This window comes from Streptomyces dioscori, from assembly GCF_003024195.1.
Classification (GTDB): Bacteria; Actinomycetota; Actinomycetes; order Streptomycetales; family Streptomycetaceae; genus Streptomyces; species Streptomyces dioscori.
The window spans coordinates 39,430-59,060 of sequence record NZ_KZ679040.1 but is presented as its reverse complement, the minus strand read 5'-3'; the positions used below and the strand labels follow the sequence as shown (position 1 = coordinate 59,060).

Annotated in this window: 11 protein-coding genes; 9 read left to right on the top strand and 2 right to left on the bottom strand. The window is 73.0% G+C overall.

Translation table 11 applies throughout. From position 1 onward, the window contains the following. Window positions 1–225 precede the first annotated feature (225 nt). From C6Y14_RS08280 to C6Y14_RS08245, 8 genes are all read left to right on the top strand, one after another. The gene (locus C6Y14_RS08280; RefSeq protein WP_107015893.1) at window positions 226–4,104 is read left to right on the top strand and encodes an FHA domain-containing protein; all 3,879 of its coding nucleotides are present in this window, start codon (window positions 226–228) and stop codon (window positions 4,102–4,104) included. 405 nt (window positions 4,105–4,509) lie between these two features. Next, entirely contained in the window at window positions 4,510–5,898 is a 1,389-nt protein-coding gene (locus C6Y14_RS08275; RefSeq protein ID WP_107015892.1) for an ABC transporter substrate-binding protein, read from the top strand. A 9-nt stretch (window positions 5,899–5,907) separates the two neighbouring features. Beyond that, window positions 5,908–7,260, top strand: coding sequence for a carbohydrate ABC transporter permease (locus C6Y14_RS08270; RefSeq protein ID WP_107015891.1), 1,353 nt, complete (start codon window positions 5,908–5,910; stop codon window positions 7,258–7,260). 125 nt (window positions 7,261–7,385) lie between these two features. Then, window positions 7,386–8,189, top strand: a complete 804-nt coding sequence (locus C6Y14_RS08265; protein WP_199854701.1) for a carbohydrate ABC transporter permease — start codon at window positions 7,386–7,388, stop codon at window positions 8,187–8,189. A gap of 149 nt (window positions 8,190–8,338) precedes the next feature. Continuing rightward, window positions 8,339–10,603 carry a bifunctional glycosyltransferase/CDP-glycerol:glycerophosphate glycerophosphotransferase gene (locus tag C6Y14_RS08260; RefSeq protein WP_107015890.1) on the top strand — a complete coding sequence of 755 codons (2,265 nt, stop codon included), beginning with the start codon at window positions 8,339–8,341 and terminating at the stop codon, window positions 10,601–10,603. A gap of 276 nt (window positions 10,604–10,879) precedes the next feature. After that, entirely contained in the window at window positions 10,880–13,054 is a 2,175-nt protein-coding gene (locus tag C6Y14_RS08255; RefSeq protein WP_107016403.1) for a bifunctional glycosyltransferase/CDP-glycerol:glycerophosphate glycerophosphotransferase, read from the top strand. 62 nt (window positions 13,055–13,116) lie between these two features. After that, window positions 13,117–15,351, top strand: coding sequence for a bifunctional glycosyltransferase/CDP-glycerol:glycerophosphate glycerophosphotransferase (locus C6Y14_RS08250; RefSeq protein WP_107015889.1), 2,235 nt, complete (start codon window positions 13,117–13,119; stop codon window positions 15,349–15,351). Beyond that, window positions 15,348–16,682 carry a hypothetical protein gene (locus C6Y14_RS08245; protein ID WP_159074194.1) on the top strand — a complete coding sequence of 445 codons (1,335 nt, stop codon included), beginning with the start codon at window positions 15,348–15,350 and terminating at the stop codon, window positions 16,680–16,682. Before C6Y14_RS08250 ends, C6Y14_RS08245 begins: the two co-directional genes overlap by 4 nt. A gap of 131 nt (window positions 16,683–16,813) precedes the next feature. On the opposite strand, the gene C6Y14_RS08240 is transcribed toward C6Y14_RS08245, so the two are convergent. Then, the gene (locus tag C6Y14_RS08240) at window positions 16,814–17,227 is read right to left on the bottom strand and encodes an organic hydroperoxide resistance protein (RefSeq protein WP_107015887.1); all 414 of its coding nucleotides are present in this window, start codon (window positions 17,225–17,227) and stop codon (window positions 16,814–16,816) included. Between the two features lie 139 nt (window positions 17,228–17,366). Between C6Y14_RS08240 and C6Y14_RS08235 the strand changes: the two genes are divergently transcribed. After that, on the top strand, window positions 17,367–17,846 hold the full coding sequence (locus C6Y14_RS08235; protein WP_107015886.1) for a MarR family winged helix-turn-helix transcriptional regulator: 480 nt from the start codon (window positions 17,367–17,369) through the stop codon (window positions 17,844–17,846). Here the strand turns inward: C6Y14_RS08235 and C6Y14_RS46025 are convergent. Beyond that, window positions 17,794–19,572, bottom strand: a complete 1,779-nt coding sequence (locus C6Y14_RS46025; protein WP_450152390.1) for a glycosyltransferase family 39 protein — start codon at window positions 19,570–19,572, stop codon at window positions 17,794–17,796. The genes C6Y14_RS08235 and C6Y14_RS46025 overlap by 53 nt on opposite strands. Between the last annotated feature and the right edge of the window lie 59 nt (window positions 19,573–19,631).

The window sequence follows — 19,631 nt, the reverse complement described above, 5'->3', positions numbered from 1 at the left end:
ATCTTGACGTGACCGATCTCAACCGGGCATTGGTCAGGCACTTTTGCGGGCAGAGCCGACCAATCAAGATCACTTGCTTGCGGAGTGCGGGCGTGTTGTCAGTATCAAGTGCGAGGATGCTTTCCGTACTGGCCGACGTGCCCGTGCGCGGTGGGGGAATCCGCGGTGGGGACCGCGGGAGAGCCCCGTCGCGGGCGCCCGCGACAGAAGGGACCGCTGACGGCGATGCAGATCCGGCTGACCGTCGTAGACCCGCTGGGGACGCGCCCCGACGGACGCCCCGCGTCCTGCGACGTGCTGGTCACGGCGCCCGCCGGGACCGCGCTCGCGGCGGTGGCCTCCGGCCTCGCCTCGGCGGTCGGGGGCGAGGGCCCCGGGGTGCTGTACGCGGACGCGGAGCGGCTCGACGCACAGCGCTGCACGCTGGGTGAGCCTCCCCTGATGGACGGCGCCGTGCTGTCCCTGGGGTCCCCCGCGCAGCCGGGCCCCGACGTCGATCCCGCGGCGGCGCAGCTGCGGGTGGTCGCCGGGCCCGACGCCGGGGGCGTCCATCTGCTGCACGGCGGCCGGATCGACATCGGCCGCTCCGCCGACGCGGACGTACCGCTGGACGACCCGGACGTCTCCCGGCTGCACTGCGCCGTGACGGTCGCGGCGGACGGCCATGTCTCGGTGGCGGACCTGGGCTCCACGAACGGCACGGTGCTGGACGGCAGGCGCGTGGGCGACCACCCGGTGCGCTTCGCGCCGGGCGCGCTGCTGCGGGTGGGCGAGTCGGCCCTCCTGCTGGCCCCCGCGGGCGAACCGGCCGACATCCTGGAGACCGCACCGGACGGCGAGGGGCACGTACGGGTGGTGCCGGCGGGCGCCGGAGGCCCCGACCGGGAGCGGTCGGGGCGGCCCGGGCAGACGTCGGACGCTCCCGAAGGAGCCGGATATACGGCGAGTGCATCCCGCTCCGGGACGGGATACGCACAGAGGCAGGGCCAGGGGCAAGGACAGGGACAGGGACAAGCGCAGGTACGCGGCGAGGGGGCGGGCGCGGGGCACGGCCAGGACCGGGACCGGGCCCAGCGACAGGAGCAGGGGCGGAATCAAGCCGTTTCCGGTGGCCCGGCGGAGGCCGGATCCGGAGCCTCGTCCCGGTCCGGAGACCCGTCGCGCGCCGGGTCCGCGTCCCGGTCCGACGCGGGCCCCGGAGGCGCGAGGGTGCCTCGTGCGCGCGGCGAGGACTCCGCCGTCGGCTCCCGGGGCGCCGAGAGCTCAGGGGACGCCCGGCGCACCGGAGGTTCCCGCTCCGGTGCCGTGCCGCCGACCGGCGAGACCCATCACGGTTACGGCACGGCCGGATGGGGTTCCGCGGGAAGCGGGGCCCCCGGCACCCAGGAGCACCTGCCGTCGGGCCCGCACGTGGTGCCGGGCCAGGGCGGGGCGCCCAGGATCGAGTACGGGGACGCCGGAGAGCCGTACGAGGAGGACCCTGGCGCCGACGTCCAGGGGCCGGGCGAGGGCAAGCGGAAGGGCACTCCCCTCCGGGGGACACCCGTGCCGCGCGCCGCGCGCAAGCGCGGCCTCTCCGCGTGGGCCCGCCGGCTGGCGGGATCCCGGAGCGAGGACCAGTACGGCGACGGCGGGGCCGAGTACGACCCGTACGACTCGTACGAGGCGCCCTTCGCCGAGCCCGTCGCGCTGGGCGTGCCCGCACCCGAGCGATGGCCCGATCCGGCCGCGCTGCTGCTGGCGGCGCTCGGACCGGGACGGCGGCTGTGGGAGCGCGAACCGGGACACCAGGAGACCCTCACGGTCCGGCTCGGTACGGCGGACCGGAGCACACCCGACGGCTCCGGCCTGCTGTCCGCGGTCCCGGTGACCGCGGGGCTGCGGGAGGTCGGGGCGCTGGGCCTGGCCGGACCGCGCGAGCGTCTGTCGGGGCTCGCGCGCGCCGTGGTGGCCCAGCTCGCCGCGCTGCACTCCCCCGACTCGCTGGAGATCACCCTTCTCAGCACGGACCGCTCGCGTTCCCTTCAGGACCGCATCGCCGAGTGGTCGTGGCTCGGCTGGCTGCCCCACCTGCGCCCCACCCACGGCCAGGACTGCCGCCTCCTGCTCGCCTACGACCGCGAACAGGCGACGGCGCGCACGGAGGAACTGATCCGGCGCCTGGAGGACCACCTGACGGAGACGGGGCGGGCCGCCGAACGGGGTCACGGACCCCGCCTCGGCGAGGGCTCGCCCGACGAGAGCGGGGCTTTCGCGCCGCGCCCGAGGAACCCGGCGGACGCCGGGACGGCACCCGGCCGGGACGCCTCCGGCCTGCCCGCCCCCGGGAGCCATCCGCTCGCCCGCGACCCCCACGTCACCCACCTCGGACTCCCCCGCAGCGGCAGCCAGGCCGGTGAGGCACGCGAAAAGAGCGGACGGCCTTCCTGGGCCCGGTCCGACGACGACCCGGCCGAGACCGCATGGTCCGGTCCCCACACCGTCGTCGTGGTGGACGGGGACCCCGGGTCGGCCGGTGTGCGGGAAGCGGTGTCGCGGCTCGCGGCCGAAGGTCCCCAGGTCGGCATCCATGTCATCTGCCTCGCCGAGACACCGGCCGCGTCACCGTCCTCCCCCGTGATCGACACGTACGAGGCGGCGTGTGCGGTGTCGCCCGCGTTCCGCGACTGCGGGGCCGTCGCGCTGCTCAGCGGCGATGTGGCGACGGCCCTGCGGCTGCTGCGCGTGGCGCCCGCGACACAGACTCAGAGCTCGTCGGGTTCTCCATCGGGGTCTTCGGCGCCCTCGGGTTCCTCGGGCGGGCCCGTCGGGCACGGCACGGTCGCCGCGGTGGACGCCGTCTCCATGGCGTGGGCCGAGCGCTTCGCCCGGGCCCTGGCACCGTTGCGCGCGGAGGGCGGGGCCGGGGAGCGGCACACCCGGGTGTCCGCGCCCCTGCCGCACACCGCGCGACTGCTGGACGAGTTGGGGCTGGCGCGGGCGACGCCGGCGTCCCTGATGGCGCGTTGGGCGGACGCGGCCGACGACCCGGAGGCGGTCGGCGGCCGGGCCACGGCCGTGCTCGGCGCCGGGCCGCGCGGCCCCGTCGGCGTGGACCTCGTGGGCGAGGGCCCGCATCTGCTGATCGAGGGCCCCCCGGGCAGCGGGCGTACGGAGCTGCTGCGTTCCGTCGCCGCGTCGCTCGCCGCCGCGGAGCGGCCCGACCGGCTCGGGATCGTGCTGGTCGACGGGCGGGACGGCACGGGCAGCGGTGGTTCGGCGGCACGCGGGGACGGGCTGCAGGTCTGTACGGACCTGCCGCATGTCACGACGCATCTGGGCGCCCACGATCCCGTACGCATGCGGGAGTTCGCACAGTCCCTGTCCGCCGAGCTGAAGCGGCGGGCGGAACTGCTCGGGCGCCTCGACTTCACGGAGTGGCACGCCGGCCGGGAGGGGCCGCGCCGGGTCGTCGCGCAGCGGTCCGCGGGGGCGGCGGGTTCGGCGGTGAACTCCGCGACCGGTGCCGCGGATCTCGACACTCCGTCCAGTTCGACGCTGCGGCTGCGGCCCGCCGCGGCCCGGTCCCGGCCGGACGCCGGGCCGCCGCTGCCCCGGCTCGTCGTGGTCGTCGACGACCTGGACGCGCTGCTGTCCCCCGCGCTGGGGTCCCCCGGGCGGCCGGCGGCCGGGTCCGTCGTACGGGCCCTGGAAGGGGTCGCCCGGGACGGTGAGCGACTCGGAGTGCATTTGGTGGCGGCCACCGGGGGCGGGGTCCGTACGGACGAGACGGAGCTGGCTCGGCGGGCCGGGCTGCGGGTCGTGCTCGAAGCGCCGGGGGTGGGGGCGGAGGAGCCGTCACCCGGGCGGGGCCGGCTCGGTGCGGTGGGGCCGGGTGGGCGGTCCGTGCCGTTCCAGGGCGGGCGGGTCACGGGGCGCATCCCCCGTACGGCGACGCTGCGGCCCACGGTCGTGCCGCTTGAGTGGGCGCGGATGGGGGATCCGCCGGCTCGGCGGCCCGTGCGTGAACTGGGCAACGGTCCGACGGACCTGGCTCTCCTGGCCAGCGCCCTGGACCGAGCCTCCCGCTCGGTCTCAGCAGCAGAAGTCCCCTCCCTGCTGTAACCAGCCATGGGGGCTGCGCCCCCACCCCCCATCGCGCTGAACGCGCTCGTCCTCAAACGCCGGACGGGCTGAAAGCCCCAGGGGCGCGAGGAACTGCGCGACCAGCCCCCACCGGGCCCGCACCCGACGACGAACGGCCGGGGGCCAGGGGCGCAGCCCCGCCCCTCAGGGGCGCGGGGAACTGCGCGACCAGCCCCCACCGGCCCGCACCCAACAACCCACCCCCCGGGGACCCGGGGCGCAGCCCCGTGGTGGGTGCCGCCCAAACCCAAACCACCCACGTCACGACGCGGTCACGATCACCCCCCTGACAGCGCAGGCGCCCTTGCCGACGTCGAGCGCACGGGCGTAGACCAAGAGCGCACGGGCAGGACCTCGCACGTTCGACGGAGAACGGGGCACACCATGCGCAGCAGCACTCTTCGAATCAGCAGGTCGCACCGGAGGAGCGGAGCCGCGAAGGCGGCGGCCGCCGTCGTCGCGGGGGCGATGGCACTCACGCTCACGGCGTGCGGCGGTGACGACGACAAGAAGGACGACGGCGGCGAGAGCGGCACCGGCGCCGCCTCCAGCGTGCAACTCCCCAAGCTCGACGGGCAGAAGCTTGAGGTCGCGGCCGTGTGGACCGGACCCGAGCAGGACAACTTCACCGCGGTCCTGGACGAGTTCGAGAAGCGGACGGGCGCCGAGGTCAGTTACGTACCGACCGGCAACAACACCTCCACGTTCCTCGGCACGAAGATCGAGGGCGGCAAGCCGCCGAACGTGGCGTTCCTCCCGCAGGTCGGTGTGCTGCACCAGTTCGCCCAGAAGGGCTGGGTCAAGCCGATGGGCGCCGAGGCGAAGGCGCAGCTCGACAAGAACTTCTCGAAGGGCTGGCAGGACCTGGGCGCGTACGAGGGCAAGCAGTACGGCGTCTACGCGAAGGCCGCCAACAAGTCGCTGGTCTGGTACAACACGGCGGCGTTCGAGGCGGCGGGCATCACGGCGGAGCCCAAGACCTGGGACGAGTTCGTGCAGACCGCGCAGACCCTGTCGGACGCGGGTTCGCCCGCGGTGTCCATCGGCGGGCAGGACGGCTGGACCCTCACCGACTGGTTCGAGAACGTCTATCTCTCGCAGGCGGGCCCGGAGAAGTACGACCAGCTGGCCAAGCACGAGATCAAGTGGACGGATCCGTCCGTGAAGGAGGCCCTGACCACGCTGGCCCAGTTGTGGGGCAAGAACGACCTGATCGCGGGCGGCAACGCGGGCGCGCTGCGCACCGAGTTCCCGAAGTCGGTGACGAACACCTTCTCCGGTGACACGCCCGCGGGGATGGTGTTCGAGGGCGACTTCGTCGCGGCGAACATCAACGCCGACACGAAGGCGGAGATCGGCACGGACGCCAAGGTGTTCCCGTTCCCGGCGGTCGGTGACGCGTCGCCGGTGGTCAGCGGCGGTGACGTGGCGGTGGCGCTGAAGGACGACAAGGGCTCGCAGGCCCTGCTGACGTTCCTGGCGTCGACCGACGCGGCCGAGATCTGGGCGGCGCAGGGCGGCTTCATCTCCCCGAACAAGGAGATGAACGCGGACAAGTACAAGGACGACGTGGCGCGGGACATCGGCAAGGCGCTGCTGAAGGCGGGCGACTCCTTCCGTTTCGACATGTCCGACCAGGCCCCGGCCGCCTTCGGCGGTACGGAGGGCACGGGCGAGTGGAAGGCGCTGCAGGACTTCCTGAAGACCCCGTCGGACGTCGAGGGCGCGCAGAAACAGCTGGAGACGGCCGCCGCCAAGGCGTACAAGGGCTGACGGCCGCCGATGTCGTCGCAGCTCGCGACGGCGGGGGGCCCGGCGAACCCGGTGCCCCCCGCCGGCAAACGCAAGAGTGTGATCGGTACGCGGTGGTGGGTGGCGGGGCTGTTCCTGCTGCCGGCGATCGTGCTGCTGGGCGCGCTCGTGGTCTACCCGATCGGGTACTCGGTCTGGCGCAGTCTGTACGACGCGGACGGTTCGGGCTTCGTGGGTCTCGGCAACTACGGGGACCTGTTCAGCGACGACGCCACGTTCACGGCGGTCAAGAACACCGCGATCTGGGTCGCGGTCGCTCCGGCGCTGGTGACCGGGCTCGGTCTGGTCTTCGCCGTGCTGACCGAACGGGTTCGCTGGTCCACGGCGTTCAAGCTCGTCATCTTCATGCCGATGGCGATCTCCATGCTCGCCGCGGGCATCATCTTCCGGCTCGTGTACGAGGCGGACCCCGACCAGGGCGTGGCCAACGCCGTGCTGGTGGGCGTGCACGACACGTTCGCCGAGTCGTCGGTCTATCCGAAGGCGCGGCCGTCCACCGAGAGCGACCTCAAGGCGTCCGGCGGGGGCGCGTTCACCTCCACGGACACGGTGGGCGCGGGCTCCCCGGTGCTGATCCCGCTGGTCGGCATCGCCCCGAACAAGGTGCCGGGCGATCCCGGGGACGCCAAGGCTGCGAAGACCTCGGGCGACGGCGTGTCCGGCACGGTCTGGCTGGACTTCAAGCTGGGCGGCGGCGGCACGAAGGGCGCCGTCGACGCGGGTGAGAAGGCGCTGCCGGGCATCAAGGTCGAGGCGGTGAAGGACGGCAAGGTGGTGGCCTCGGCGAAGGCCGGCGACGACGGTACGTTCACGCTGCCGGCGTCCGCCGCGGGCGCGCAACTGCGGCTGCCGTCCTCGAACTTCGCCGAGCCCTACAACGGCGTCGACTGGCTGGGCCCGAGCCTGGTCACCCCGGCCATCATCGGCTCGTACGCCTGGATGTGGGCGGGTTTCGCGATGGTGCTCATCGCGGCGGGGCTGGCCGGGGTGGACCGCAACCTTTTGGAGGCGGCCCGTGTCGACGGGGCCAACGAGTGGCAGGTGTTCCGCCGGGTCACGGTCCCGCTGCTCGCGCCGGTCCTCGTCGTCGTCCTGATCACCCTGATGATCAACGTGATGAAGATCTTCGACCTGGTCTTCATCATCGCCCCGCAGCCCAGCAAGGACGAGGCCAACGTGCTGGCCCTGCAACTGGTGAACGCGTCCTTCGGCGGCGGCAACAACCAGGGGCTCGGCAGTGCGATCGGCATCGTCCTGCTGCTCCTGGTGATGCCGGTGATGATCGTCAACATCCGCCGACTGCGAAGGGAGCGCCGACGGTGACCGCACCCTCCGTACCTCTGAAGGGATCCGGGGACTCCGGGGAACCGCCCGTGGCCGCGGACTCCTCCGGTCCGCCGAAGCGCTCGCTCGGCTCCCGCATCGCGAGTGTCGCGGGAGGCGGCGTGATGCGGGTCTTCCTGATCCTGGTCGCGCTGCTGTGGGTGACGCCGACGGTGGGGCTGCTCGCCTCGTCGTTCCGGGACCCGACGGACATCGCCGCCTCCGGCTGGTGGGACGTCTTCAGCAAGCCGTCCCAGCTCACCACCGAGAGCTACTCGACCCTGCTCGGCAAGGAGGAGATCACCGACTCCCTGCTCAACACGGTGTACATCACGGTGCCGGCCACCGTCCTGGTCGTCGTGATCGGCGCCATGGCCGGATACGCGTTCGCGTGGATGGACTTCAAGGGCCGCGACTGGTGGTTCGTGGCCGTGGTGGCGCTGCTGGTGGTGCCCGTCCAGATCGCCCTGATCCCGCTGGCCGATCTCTTCGGCGACCTGGGGATCTTCGGCAGTGTCATCGGCGTGGTCCTCTTCCATGTGGGCTTCGGCCTGCCGTTCGCGATCTTCCTGCTGCGCAACTTCTTCGCGGAGATCCCCCGTGAACTCCTGGAGGCGGCGCGGCTCGACGGGGCGGGCGAGACCCGGCTGTTCGCGACGGTGATCATGCCGCTGGGGGCGCCCGCGATCGCCTCGCTGGGCATCTTCCAGTTCCTGTGGGTGTGGAACGACATGCTGGTGGCGCTGATCTTCTCGGACTCCGGTTCCCGGCCGCTGACGGTCGCGCTGACCGAGCAGACCCGGCAGTTCTCCGGGAACATCGAGACGCTCGCGCCGGGCGCGTTCATCTCGATGGTGATCCCGCTGGCCGTGTTCTTCGCGTTCCAGCGGCAGTTCGTGTCCGGCGTGATGGCGGGGGCGGTGAAGTAGCCCTCACGGCCATCGTGTTGAGGGGCGGGCCGGTCGCGGTCCGCCCCTTCGCGTCGGCCCGGGGTCCCCCACATGCCGCATTCGGCGTAACCCCGTAACCCCTTCGGCCGTTGCCGGGCAATATGGCCGCGCCGACCCATGGATGTCCCTTGCCCCGGTTCAGTGTCATCGTCCCCGCGTACCAGGTCCAGGCGTATCTGCAGGAGTGCATGGCATCGGTTCTTGAACAGTCGTTCACCGATCTGGAGTTGATCGCTGTCGACGACTGCTCGCCGGATGCCTGCGGTGCGATCGCCGACGAGTTCGCGGCCCGTGATCCGCGGGTGAGGGCCGTCCACCTCAAGGAGAACGTGGGCCTCGGCCGGGCCCGCAACGCGGGGATGCGGGCCGCGACCGGCGACTACCTGGTCTTCCTGGACGGCGACGACACCCTCACCCCGCACGCGCTGCGGGACATCGCCGACCGCATCAAGGAGACCGGCGATCCGGACGTCCTGGTCTACGACTACGCGCGCACCTTCTGGTCGGGCGAGGCGGTCCGCAACGTGCGGGCGGGTCAGCTCCACGAGGAGGGCCCGGCGCCGTTCCGCCTCGACGACCGGCCGGGGCTCCTCGACGTCCTCATGGTCGTGTGGAACAAGGCGTACCGCCGGGAGTTCGTCGAGCGGGAGCGGTTCACGTTCCCGCCCGGCTACTACGAGGACACGCCCTGGACGTACCCGGTCCTGATGGCCGCCGAGACCATCGCGACGCTCGACCGGGTCTGCGTCCACTACCGGCAGCGGCGGCAGGGCAACATCCTCGGCACGACCAGCGGCAGGCACTTCGACATCTTCGACCAGTACGACCGGGTCTTCGCGCATCTCGACGCGCACCCCGAGCTGGAGCGCTGGCGGCCGGTCCTGTTCCAGCGGATGGTCGATCATCTGTCGGCCGTGTTCCTCAAGCGCGACCGGCTGCCGCGCGGCTCCCGCGCCGCGTTCCTGCGCAAGGCCCGCGCCCACTACGTCCGTTACCGCGTACGCGAGGCCGGTGTCCCGCCCCGCAACCGGCTGCGGCACGCCCTCGTCCGCCTCGGCAGCCATCGCACCTACCGGGCGCTGTGGACGGCGACGCGGCTGAAGCGACGGGTCGCGCGGCTCGCCGGGGCGCTGGCCCGCGGGGTCCGGACGGCCTCGCTGCGGCTGCACTACGGCGTCCAGCGCCTGCTGCCCGTACGGGCCGACCGGGCCGTGTTCGCGGGCCACGCGGGGCGCGGTCACGGCTGCAATCCGGGGGCGCTGGAGGCGGCGTTCCGTACGCACGCGCCGGGGATGCGCACCGCGTGGGTCGCGGACCCCGGCTTCCACCACACGGTCCCGACGGGCACCCGCAGGCTGACGCCGGGGTCCGCCGCCTACTGGACGGCGCTGGCCCGATCCAAGTACGTCGTCGGCAACGCCGGCTTCGACCGCCGGCTGGTCAAGCGGACCGGCCAGATCCTGATCCAGACGCAGGCCGGTACCCCGCTCAAGCACATGGGCCTGGACCTCCAGGACCGCCCGGCGGCGGCGCGGGACACCGACTTCGCCGAGGTGCTGCGCGACGCCGACCGGTGGGACTACTGCCTGTCCGGCAACCGCCACTCCACGCTCGTGTGGGAGCGCGTCTTCCCGGCCGCGTACACGATGCTGGAGTACGGCCAGCCCCGTAACGACGTCTTCCAGAGGGCCACTTCGGCGGAGGTGGCGCGGCTGCGCGAGTCGCTCGACATCCCGGAGGGCACGGTCGCGGTGCTGTACGCGCCCACGCACCGCGACTACCGCCGCACCCAGCGCACCCCGCTCGACCTGGAGCGGGTGCTGCGCCGGCTCGGCCCGCGGTTCGTCCTGCTGACCCGCGCCCACCCCTCGTACGGGGCGCCGCTGGCCCGCAGTGGCGGCCGGCTGATCGACGTGAGCGACCACCCGAGCGTCGAGTCGCTCTGCCTCGCCTCGGACGCGCTCGTCACGGACTACTCGTCGCTGATGTTCGACTACGCGGGCCTCGACCGCCCGATCGTGCTCCTCTCGGACGACCCCGAGGCGTACGAGGCCGCCCGCGGGACCTACTTCGACCTGCGGGCCTTCCCGCCCGGCGCGATCGCCCGCACCGAGGACGAGCTGATCGACATCTTCGCGACGGGCCACTGGCGCGGCTCGCGCTCCGCGCAGCTGAGGGCGGCCTTCCGGGAGCGCTTCTGCCCGTACGACGACGGCCGCGCCGCCGAACGGATCGTGCGCCGGGTCGTACTCGGCGAAACAGCCGGCCTCCCCGCGGTGATCCCCCCACCCGAACGCCGCCCGGTCCCGTCCACGGCATCCCGCAACCCCGCAACCTCACTTCCCCCGGTCCCGGCACCCGGGGCCCCACTCCCCGCCGTCGAAACGCCCTGAGCTCCGGTCCCGCCGCCGCTTCCGCAGCAGCTCCGGGTGGCGTGGCCCGCCACCCGGGAGCCGGTCGGGCACCGGCCGGCGGGGTCCCGCCGTCGCTCGGCACCGCCCTTGGGCCGCCCGCACACATGGCGGGACAACCCTCCAGGGGCCGGCTCCTCCGTGCGTCTCCCCGGCATACCCCGAATGCAGCACCCGGCGTAACCGCGTCACCCCATTGGCCGTTCCCCGGCAGTACGCCCGAGCCGACCCGACCCGAGCCGACCCATGGATGTCTCCTTGCCCCGCTTCAGCATCATCGTCACCGTCCACGGCGTCGGGGGGCGGCTGCCCACGACCCTCGATCCGGTGCTCGCCCAGTCCTTCGCCGACTTCGAGCTGGTCGTGGCCTGCACGGAACCGGACTCGCCCGCGGGCGCGCTCGTCGCCGAGTACGCCGGGCGGGACACCAGGGTCGTCCGGGTCGCCGGTGCCCGCGAGGCCGGGCTGCGGGCGGCCACCGGAGCGTACGTGCTGTTCCTGGACGCGGGTGACGTGCTGACGCCGGGGGCGCTGGCCGGGATCGACGCGCGGCTGCGGGAGTCCGGCGGGGCCGAGACCGAAGCCGGGATCGACGTGCTGCGCCTGGGCCACGAGCGTGTGCCGTGGTGGGAGGGCGAGCCGGTCGCGGAGCTGTTCGAGGACAGGGATCCCGCCGACGTACGGCTGCCGGTGTGGGCCACCGTCTACCGCCGTGCCTTCCTCCGCGAGCACGGACTCGTCCTCCCCGAGGGCCGGTGCGCGGACCTCGGCTGGGCCGGTCTCGTGGCGCTCGCGGCCGGCGAGACCGCCGTACTGCCCGCCGTACTGCCCGCCGTGTGCGTACGCCGTCCCGAACGCCGGCGGGGCGGCGGTACGACACCGGCCGCGCGGGCCGAACTCCTCGACCAGGTCGAGCTGGTGCTGGACCGGGCCGCCGGGCAGGAACCTTCCGGGGACCGGGCGGGCGCCCTCTTCGCGCAGCTCTTCAGCCGGCTCTTCGCCGAGGTCCTCGACACGGCGGCCACCGCCCCCCGCGACCGGGCCTTCTTCCGGCGCGCGGGCAGGCTCTACCGGCGGTACCGCCCCGCGGGCCACCGGGCCGGAACAGTGCGGGCCCGGCTGCTGCGGCGGGGCGCGTACACGGCGTTCCGGGCGCTGCCCGCACTCGGCCGGCCGGCGGCGCGGGCGCGGGCGTACGCGGGCCGCTCCGCGCTGCGCAGGCGTCGCGCCCTGACGTACGCGTGGTATCTCCGCAGGCCGCTGGACGAGAACCTCGCCGTGTTCGCCGCCTACTGGGGACGCGGCTACGCCTGCAACCCGGCGGCGATCCACCGCAAGGCACACGAACTCGCCCCGCACATCCGGTCGGTGTTCCTGGTGAAGGAGAAGGAACTCCCGCACATGCCGGACGACGTGGAGAGCGTGGTGATCGGGAGCAGGCGGTACTGGGAGGTGATGGCGCGCGCGAAGTACACCTTCAACAACGTCAACTTCGAGCACGCCGTGGTCAAGCGCCCCGGCACCGTGCACGTCCAGACCCACCACGGGACCCCGCTGAAGCGGATGGGCGTCGACCAGATCGAGTACCGGGCCGTCGCGGCGGCCACCGGCAGCTTCGGCAAGCTGATGCGGCGCGTCGACCGCTGGGACTGCTCCCTGTCCTCCAACACCCACTCCACGGAGGTCTGGTCGGGCGCCTACCCGAGCGCCTTCGAGCACCTGGAGTACGGCTATCCGCGCAACGACCGCTTCTGCACGGCGGGCCCCGCCGAGGTCGCCGCGATCCGCGAGCGGCTCGGCGTCCCCGAGGACCGGGTGGCCCTGCTGTACGCGCCGACCTACCGGGACTATCCGCGGGACGTGTCGGCGCAGTTCGACCTGGCGCGGTTCTGCGCCGAGCTGGGCGACGAGTTCGTGGTGCTGCTGCGCGCGCACTACTTCCTCGACGGTGACGCCGGTCTGCGACAGGCCGTGGCGGACGGCCGGCTGATCGACGTGACGTCCCTGCGGGACACCGAGGACGTCTGCCTGGCCGCGGACGCGCTGATCACGGACTACTCGTCGATCATGTTCGACTACGCCAACCTCGACCGCCCGATCGTCACGTACGCCGACGACTGGGACGTCTACCGGGACACCCGGGGCGTCTACTTCGACCTGCTGGCCGAGCCTCCGGGCCATGTCGCCCGTACGCAGCAGGAGTTGATCGAGGTCCTCACCTCGGGCCGGTGGGCGGACGGGCGGTCCGCCGCACTGCGGTCCGCCTTCCGTGAGCGGTTCTGCGAGTTCGACGACGGCCAGGCCGCCGAACGGGTCGTACGGCGGGTGCTGCTCGGACAGCCCGAGGAGGAGCTGCCGGCGCCGATCCCGCTGCGCGAGCGCCTGCCCGCACCGGCCGCCGCCGTGTCCCGCCCCCGCACGCCGGCCCGCTGATGGGCACATCGATGCCCTCCCGTACAGCCGCGCCCCAGCAAGCTCCCGGACCTGGAAGTGCCATGCCCCGCTTCAGCATCGTCGTGCCCGTCCACAACGTGCAGGGCTACCTGCGCACCTGTCTGGAGTCGGTCCTCGGCCAGTCGTACGGCGACTTCGAACTGATCGTGGTCGACGACCGCTCCCCGGACGGGAGCCCGGCGATCATCGACGAGTTCGCGGCCCGCGACGAGCGGGTCGTGGCGGTGCACCTGCCCGTCAACGGCGGTATCGGCCCGGCCCGCAACCACGGCGCGAAGCTGGCGCGCGGCGAGTACCTGCTCTTCCTGGACAGCGACGACAGCTACACCCCGGGCACCCTGCGGGCGATCGCCGAGCGCATCGACGCCACCGGCCGGCCGGACATCGTGCTGTTCGACTACGCGCGCACCCACTGGTACGGCGCGGTGAAGCGCAACCGGGACGCGGAGATGTTCGCCGCGCCCGGCCCGGACGTGTTCACGGTCGCCGAACGCCCCGAACTGCTCGACCTGTTCACGGTCGTGTGGAACAAGGCGTACCGCCTCGACTTCTTCCGCGCGGGGGGCTTCACCTTCCCCACCGGCTTCTACGAGGACGCGGTGATCGTCTACCAGACGCTGTGGACGGCCCGCACGATCACCCTCGTCGACCGCATCTGCGTGTACTACCGCCAGCGCCGCCAGGGCAACGCGATGCGCACACCCAGCCGGGAGCACTTCGAGGTGTTCGCGCAGTACGAGCGGCTGTTCCGGTTCCTCGGGGAGCGGCCGGAGCTGGAGCGGTGGCGCGGTTTCCTCTACGACCACATGGCGGACCACTACCTCTTCATCCTGCGCCAGGCGGACCGCGTACCGCCGTCGTCGCGGCCCGAGTTCCACCGGCGGGCGGCCCGGGACCTGCGCGCGTACCGGCCGGAGGGGCACCGGCTCGGCGCGCGGATCCCGCGGACGTCGTCCACGCTGCTCGCCCGGGCCCCGTACGCCCTGTACGCCCTGCACCGGCTCGCCTCGGTGAAGCGGGCGGGGCTGCGCAGGCGCCACCGGGTGTGGCGGCGACGGCTGCGCAGGGTGCTGCTCGCACTGCACCGGCGGCTGGTCCTGCGGCGCGCGCTCGACCCGTATCTCGCGGTGTACTCGGCGTTCTCGCACCGGGGTGTCCTCGGCGACCCGGGCGCGATCCACCGCACGGCGCAGGAGCTCGCCCCGCACATCAGGTCCGTGTGGGTGGTCGGCAAGGACCACGTGGACACACTGCCGCCGGGTGTCGAACACGTCCTGCCGGGCAGCCGCGCCTACCGCAGGGTCACGGCCCGCGCCACCTACCTGATCAACAACGTCAACTGGGCGAACGACCTGGTCAAGCGCAGGGGCGCGGTCCACATCCACACCCACCAGGGCACCCCGGTGAAGTCGATGGGCGCGGACCTGCTGAAGTACCCGGGCGCCCGGCGCGGTTTCAGCGTCCCGAAGATGCTGACCCGCGCCGACCGCTGGGACTACAGCCTGGTCGCGAACCCGCACTCGGAGCTGGTCTGGGACCGCGCCTACCCCTGCGGCTTCACGTCCCTGCGCTCGGGCAGCCCGCGCAACGACTGCCTCATCCGCCCGGAGGAGGGCCGCCGCGAGTCCGTACGGCAGCGTCTCGGCGTCCCGGCCGACAGCACCCTGCTCCTGTACGCGCCGACGAACCGGGACCACCGGCAGGGCGGTTACGCACCGGCCTGCGACCTGGAACGGCTGATCGCGGGGCTGCCGGGCGACCACGTCCTGGCGGTCCGCCTGCACCCGTCCCTCGCCCGGCACCACGAACGCGGCCTCGGACTGCGGGACCTGGCCGCGCGCGGTCTCCTCCTGGACGTCACCGACGAACCGCGGGTGGAGGATCTGCTGCTCGCCTCCGACGCCCTGATCACCGACTACTCCTCCCTGATGTTCGACTACGCGCACCTCGACCGGCCGATCGTCCTGCACACCTACGACCTGGACACGTATCTGGCCGCCCGGGGCACGTACTTCGACGTCACCGAACATCCGCCGGGCCATGTCACCCGCGACGAGGACGAGTTGGCGCGGTTGTTCGCGTCGGGCGCGTGGCGGGACGAGGAGTCGACGCGGCTGCGGACCGCCTTCCGGTCACGGTTCGGCGGGTACGACGACGGCCGGGCCGCGGAGAGGGTCGTAAGGACGCTGATGCTCGGCGAGGACCTGGCCGTACCCATGGTTCCCGCGCCCGCGCCGGCGTCCGGTGCTCCGAGCGACGCCCTGACCCGCTCATGAAGGCTCGCCCCGCCGCGTGGGTGCTGTTCCTCGCCGCCCTGTTCGGCTGCCTCCAACTCGCCAACGTGACCGGCCGGGACACCCCCGACAGCCGCAACTACCTGTCGTACGCGCTGAGTCTGGGCGGCGCCGACAAGACGGAGGCGGCGGGGCGGAGCATCGCGTACGTGTGCGCGAGCCGGGGCGAGACGGCCTCGCGCAACCACAGCGTGGACGTCCGGCGCTTCCGTGCCCCCGATCCGGGTCCGGGGATCCGGGCGGAGTGCGACCGCTACTACCACTGGAGCGTCGGCCGGCGGCTCGACGCGGGACAGACCTCCGGCTGGACCGCGCCCTTCATGAGCGAGCGGTTCATGCGGATCTTCGAGGTGCGGCCCGGCTATCCACTGCTGCTCCTGCCGTTCGTGACGGTCTTCGGCGTGACATGGGGGCTGTGGGCGGCGGGGGTGTGCGTCGCGGCGGCCGGGGGCGTGCTGGTGTTCCTGCTCCTGCGGACGCTGGACGTGCCGGTGGGGCCCGCGCTCGCCGGGCAGGCGCTGTACTACGTGCTGCCCACGGGCGTGACCGCGATGCGGCCCATGACCGAGGGCACGATGCTGGCGCTCACCCTCGCGGCGCTGTGGGGCTGCGCGCTGGTGCTGCGCGGGCGGCGGGCGGGCCCTGTGGTCGCCCTCTCCCTGGCCCTGCTCTTCACCGTGAAGCACTCGCAGGCGCTGTTCCTGGCGGTGTGTCTCGCCGGGGCGTGCTGCGTGATCGGCGTGCACCGCAGGAGGTCGGGGCGGGCGGTCGGGGACGGCGTGAAGACGCTGCTGAAGGTGACGGTGGGGGCGGCCGTGGGAACGGTCCTGCTCGCCCGGCTCCTCCACTACCCCTCGGAGTCGGACAGCCTCCAGGACCTGCTCACCGACCACTTCCTCCGGCCGGACCGGGAGCGGCCCTGGCGGGAGTTCCTCCACCTGGAGGTCAACTTCTGGATCGAGTGGCTGCGCCGGCAACTGGCCGAGCCGCTGTTCCTGGTGCTCGTCGGGGCGGGGGTCTGGGGGGCGCTCCGGGTGCGGCCGGCGTTCGGGGTGCTGCTGGTGGGCGCCGCGTCGACCGGGATGCTGAGCATGGCCGCGCACCCGGACATCGCCATCGACCGGCTGATGGTGATGGTGTGGCTGGTGGCGGTGGTGGGGGTCCCGCTGTGGTGGACGGGGGAGAGTTTCCGCCCCCGCCGCCCCTACCCGTTCCCGTCACTGACTCGGAGGCTCCGCCCCCGAACCCCCGCTGGAGGAGGACTTGGCCTGCGGGCCGGTGGGGGCGAGCCGCGCAGTTCCCCGCGCCCCTAGGTACCTAGGGGCGCGGGGAACTGCGCAAAGGGGGGCGAGGGGGCGCAGCCCCCATGCAGTGACGATGGGGGTCCCCCCGGTCGAGCGAAGCCGAGACTGGGGGAGGGTAGGGGCGGCGGGGGCGAGGAAAACTACTCGACGACCAGCTCGACCGGCACGTTCCCGCGCGTCGCGTTCGAGTAAGGGCACACCTGGTGCGCCTGCTCAACCAGCTTCCGCCCGGTAGCCGCGTCGACAGACTCCGGCAGCTCCACCCGCAGGGTGACCTTGAGGGCAAACCCTTCCCCCTGCTTGCCGATCCCGACCTCAGCGGTCACCGCGGCGTCACTGACATCGACCTTCGCCGCACGCCCCACGAGAGCGAGCGCACTGGCGAAACACGCCGAGTACCCGGCGGCGAACAGCTGCTCGGGGTTCGTGCCCTGCCCGTTGCCGCCCATCTCCGTGGGAATGCCGAGCTGCAGGTCGAGCTGCCCGTCGGAGCTGTAGGCGCGGCCGTCACGGCCGTGGGTGGCGGTGGCTACGGCGGTGTAGATCGCGTCCATGGAAACCATCCCTCTCAGAGGTTCAGACAAAAATTCGGCATCGGGCCCGCGGCCTCGGTCCCCGGCCGCCGACAACCACAAGTAGAGCACACAATTAAATTGTGCACAACTAAATGACGCACCGGGGTACCCTGGGGGCATGACCACGACGCCCGTGCCCGACGACGACTTCCTCCGCCTCGACCAGCAGATCTGCTTCTCCCTGAACGCCGCCTCGCGCGCCTTCGGGAGCCTGTACCGCGTCGTCCTGAAGGATCTCGGGCTCACCTACCCCCAGTACCTGGTCATGCTCGTGCTGTGGGAGCACGGCGACCTGCCCGTGAAGAAGGTCGGCGAACACCTGCGGCTCGACTCCGGGACGCTGTCGCCGCTGCTGAAGCGACTGGAGACGGCCTCTCTCGTACGCCGTGAGCGCAGTGCGCTGGACGAGCGGTCCGTGCTGGTCGGGCTCACCGGCGAGGGCACCGCCCTGCGCGAGCGGGCGCTGCGCGTACCGCGCCGGATCGCCGCCGCGACGGGCTTCGAGCTGGCCGAGATAGAGGACCTGCGGACCCGGCTCGACCGCCTCACGGGCGCACTGGACGCGGCGGCACTGGAGGAGACCCCGGGCTCGGGGTGAGCACGGCCTCCGCCGGCCGGCGCACGTACAGCCGCATGACCGACCCCTTGCGCACGTACTCGGCCCGGGGCACGAACTCCCCCTTCAGGAGGGCGAGTTTGACCTGTTCGGCGGGGACCGGCGGATACCAGCCGGGCCGCAGCGCGTACGGCTCGGCGACCACCCACACGCGGTCGACCCCGTCGAACCGGCGGCGTAGTTCGCCCGGCCCGGTCTCGCGTCCGTAGAGGGTTCCGGAGACGGGCGCGGGCTCGCGCAGCGCGATGTCCGCCGTACCGCGAAAGCCCTTCGGGTACGCCACCGCCGCACGCCTGGCCAGCGCCGGGAGGAAGAGCACGGGGTCGCCGTGGCTCATCCGTCGGGCCGCCGCGGCCGAGACGGCTGCGAGGTTGTCGGGGCGGCGGGCGGGGTCCCGGTCCGCGCGCAGGACGGGAAGCTGCGCGACGAAGGCGAGCGCGACGCCGAACACGCCGAGACACGTGACGGCGTACGCGCCGACGTGGCACGTCCGGCGGCCGGCCAGCCGGGCCGCCGCCCCGGCCAGCCGGTCCGCGCCCGCCGCCGCCAGCAGGGGCGCGCCCGCGAGCGCGTACAGCACATAGCGGTCGTCGAAGAGCGGCCAGTGGCGCGAGACGGCGAGGAGCGTCGCGGGCGGCACGAGCAGCAGCGGGAGGGCTACCGCGGGGAGGGAGAGTTCGCCGCGGCGGGCGAGCGGTCCGCACAGGGCGAGCACGATCAGCAGCAGATACGGGCCGAGGACCAGCGGGGCCGGCCCCACGAACGACCGGACGAGCTCTTCGACGGCCTCGCCACCGGGAGCCGTGAGCCACGCAACCTGCCCGGCCTGCCCACGGGAGACCACCCCCAGCGGAACCAGCACGAGAACCGCCCCCGCGGCGGCCCGCCCCCACCCCCACCACACCGCCCGGGACACCCGCGCAAGCACCAACGTGCCCGCATGCGCGAGCAGCACCAGCACGGCGAATTCATGAAGCAGCGCGGTGACCCCGACAACACCCCCATAAACACCCCAGCACCACCCCCCACCAGGGCCGCGAGGAACGGCGCAACAAACCCCCACCCCGCCCCACCCAACACACGACCGCCACCACCCCCCACCAGAGGCGCGAGGAACGACGCGACAAACCCCCACCCCGCCCCACCCAACACACGACCGCCACCACCCCCCACCAGGGGCGCGGGGAACTGCGCGACAAACCCCCACCCCGCCGCACCCGACACACAACCCCGGGCCCCCACCAGGGGCGCGGGGAACTGCGCAACCCGCCCCCACCGGCCCGCACCCGGCACACACACCCGAGCCCGGACCTACCGCTCGCAAGAGCAGCAACGTAGCCCCCGCCACCCCGGCGGCGACGAGCGCATAAGACCGCCCCTCCTGCGCGAAATGCCCCACCATCGGCGTCACCGCGTACAGCAGCCCCGCCCACACCCCCACCCGCGGACGCGCAAGCCGCACCCCCAGCGCCGCGACGAGACTCGCCGTCACGGCCGCCGCGCAGAGCGACGGCAGGCGCAGCGCGACCTCGCCGGGACGGGCGGCGAGAACGGGGTGCATGAGGAGGTAGTAGAGCCCGTGCACCGCGTCCACGGAGTGCAGCAGCTGCCAGATCTGCGGCAGTGACCGCCGCGCCACCTGGAAGGTGACCGCCTCGTCACGCCACATCCCGCCCCGGTCGATCCCCCACAGACCGATCACGAACATGACGACCCCGGGCACGACCACGGCACCGGCGACGCCGAAGTCGAAGCCGGAGCCTGACC

Coding starts and splice junctions, on each gene's coding strand:
- C6Y14_RS08280 (WP_107015893.1), top strand. CDS start 226: ATGCAGATCCGGCTGACCGTCGTAGACCCGCTGGGGACGCGCCCCGAC.
- C6Y14_RS08275 (WP_107015892.1), top strand. CDS start 4,510: ATGCGCAGCAGCACTCTTCGAATCAGCAGGTCGCACCGGAGGAGCGGA.
- C6Y14_RS08270 (WP_107015891.1), top strand. CDS start 5,908: ATGTCGTCGCAGCTCGCGACGGCGGGGGGCCCGGCGAACCCGGTGCCC.
- C6Y14_RS08265 (WP_199854701.1), top strand. CDS start 7,386: ATGCGGGTCTTCCTGATCCTGGTCGCGCTGCTGTGGGTGACGCCGACG.
- C6Y14_RS08250 (WP_107015889.1), top strand. CDS start 13,117: ATGCCCCGCTTCAGCATCGTCGTGCCCGTCCACAACGTGCAGGGCTAC.
- C6Y14_RS08245 (WP_159074194.1), top strand. CDS start 15,348: ATGAAGGCTCGCCCCGCCGCGTGGGTGCTGTTCCTCGCCGCCCTGTTC.
- C6Y14_RS08240 (WP_107015887.1), bottom strand. CDS start 17,227: ATGGACGCGATCTACACCGCCGTAGCCACCGCCACCCACGGCCGTGAC.
- C6Y14_RS08235 (WP_107015886.1), top strand. CDS start 17,367: ATGACCACGACGCCCGTGCCCGACGACGACTTCCTCCGCCTCGACCAG.
- C6Y14_RS46025 (WP_450152390.1), bottom strand. CDS start 19,572: ATGTTCGTGATCGGTCTGTGGGGGATCGACCGGGGCGGGATGTGGCGT.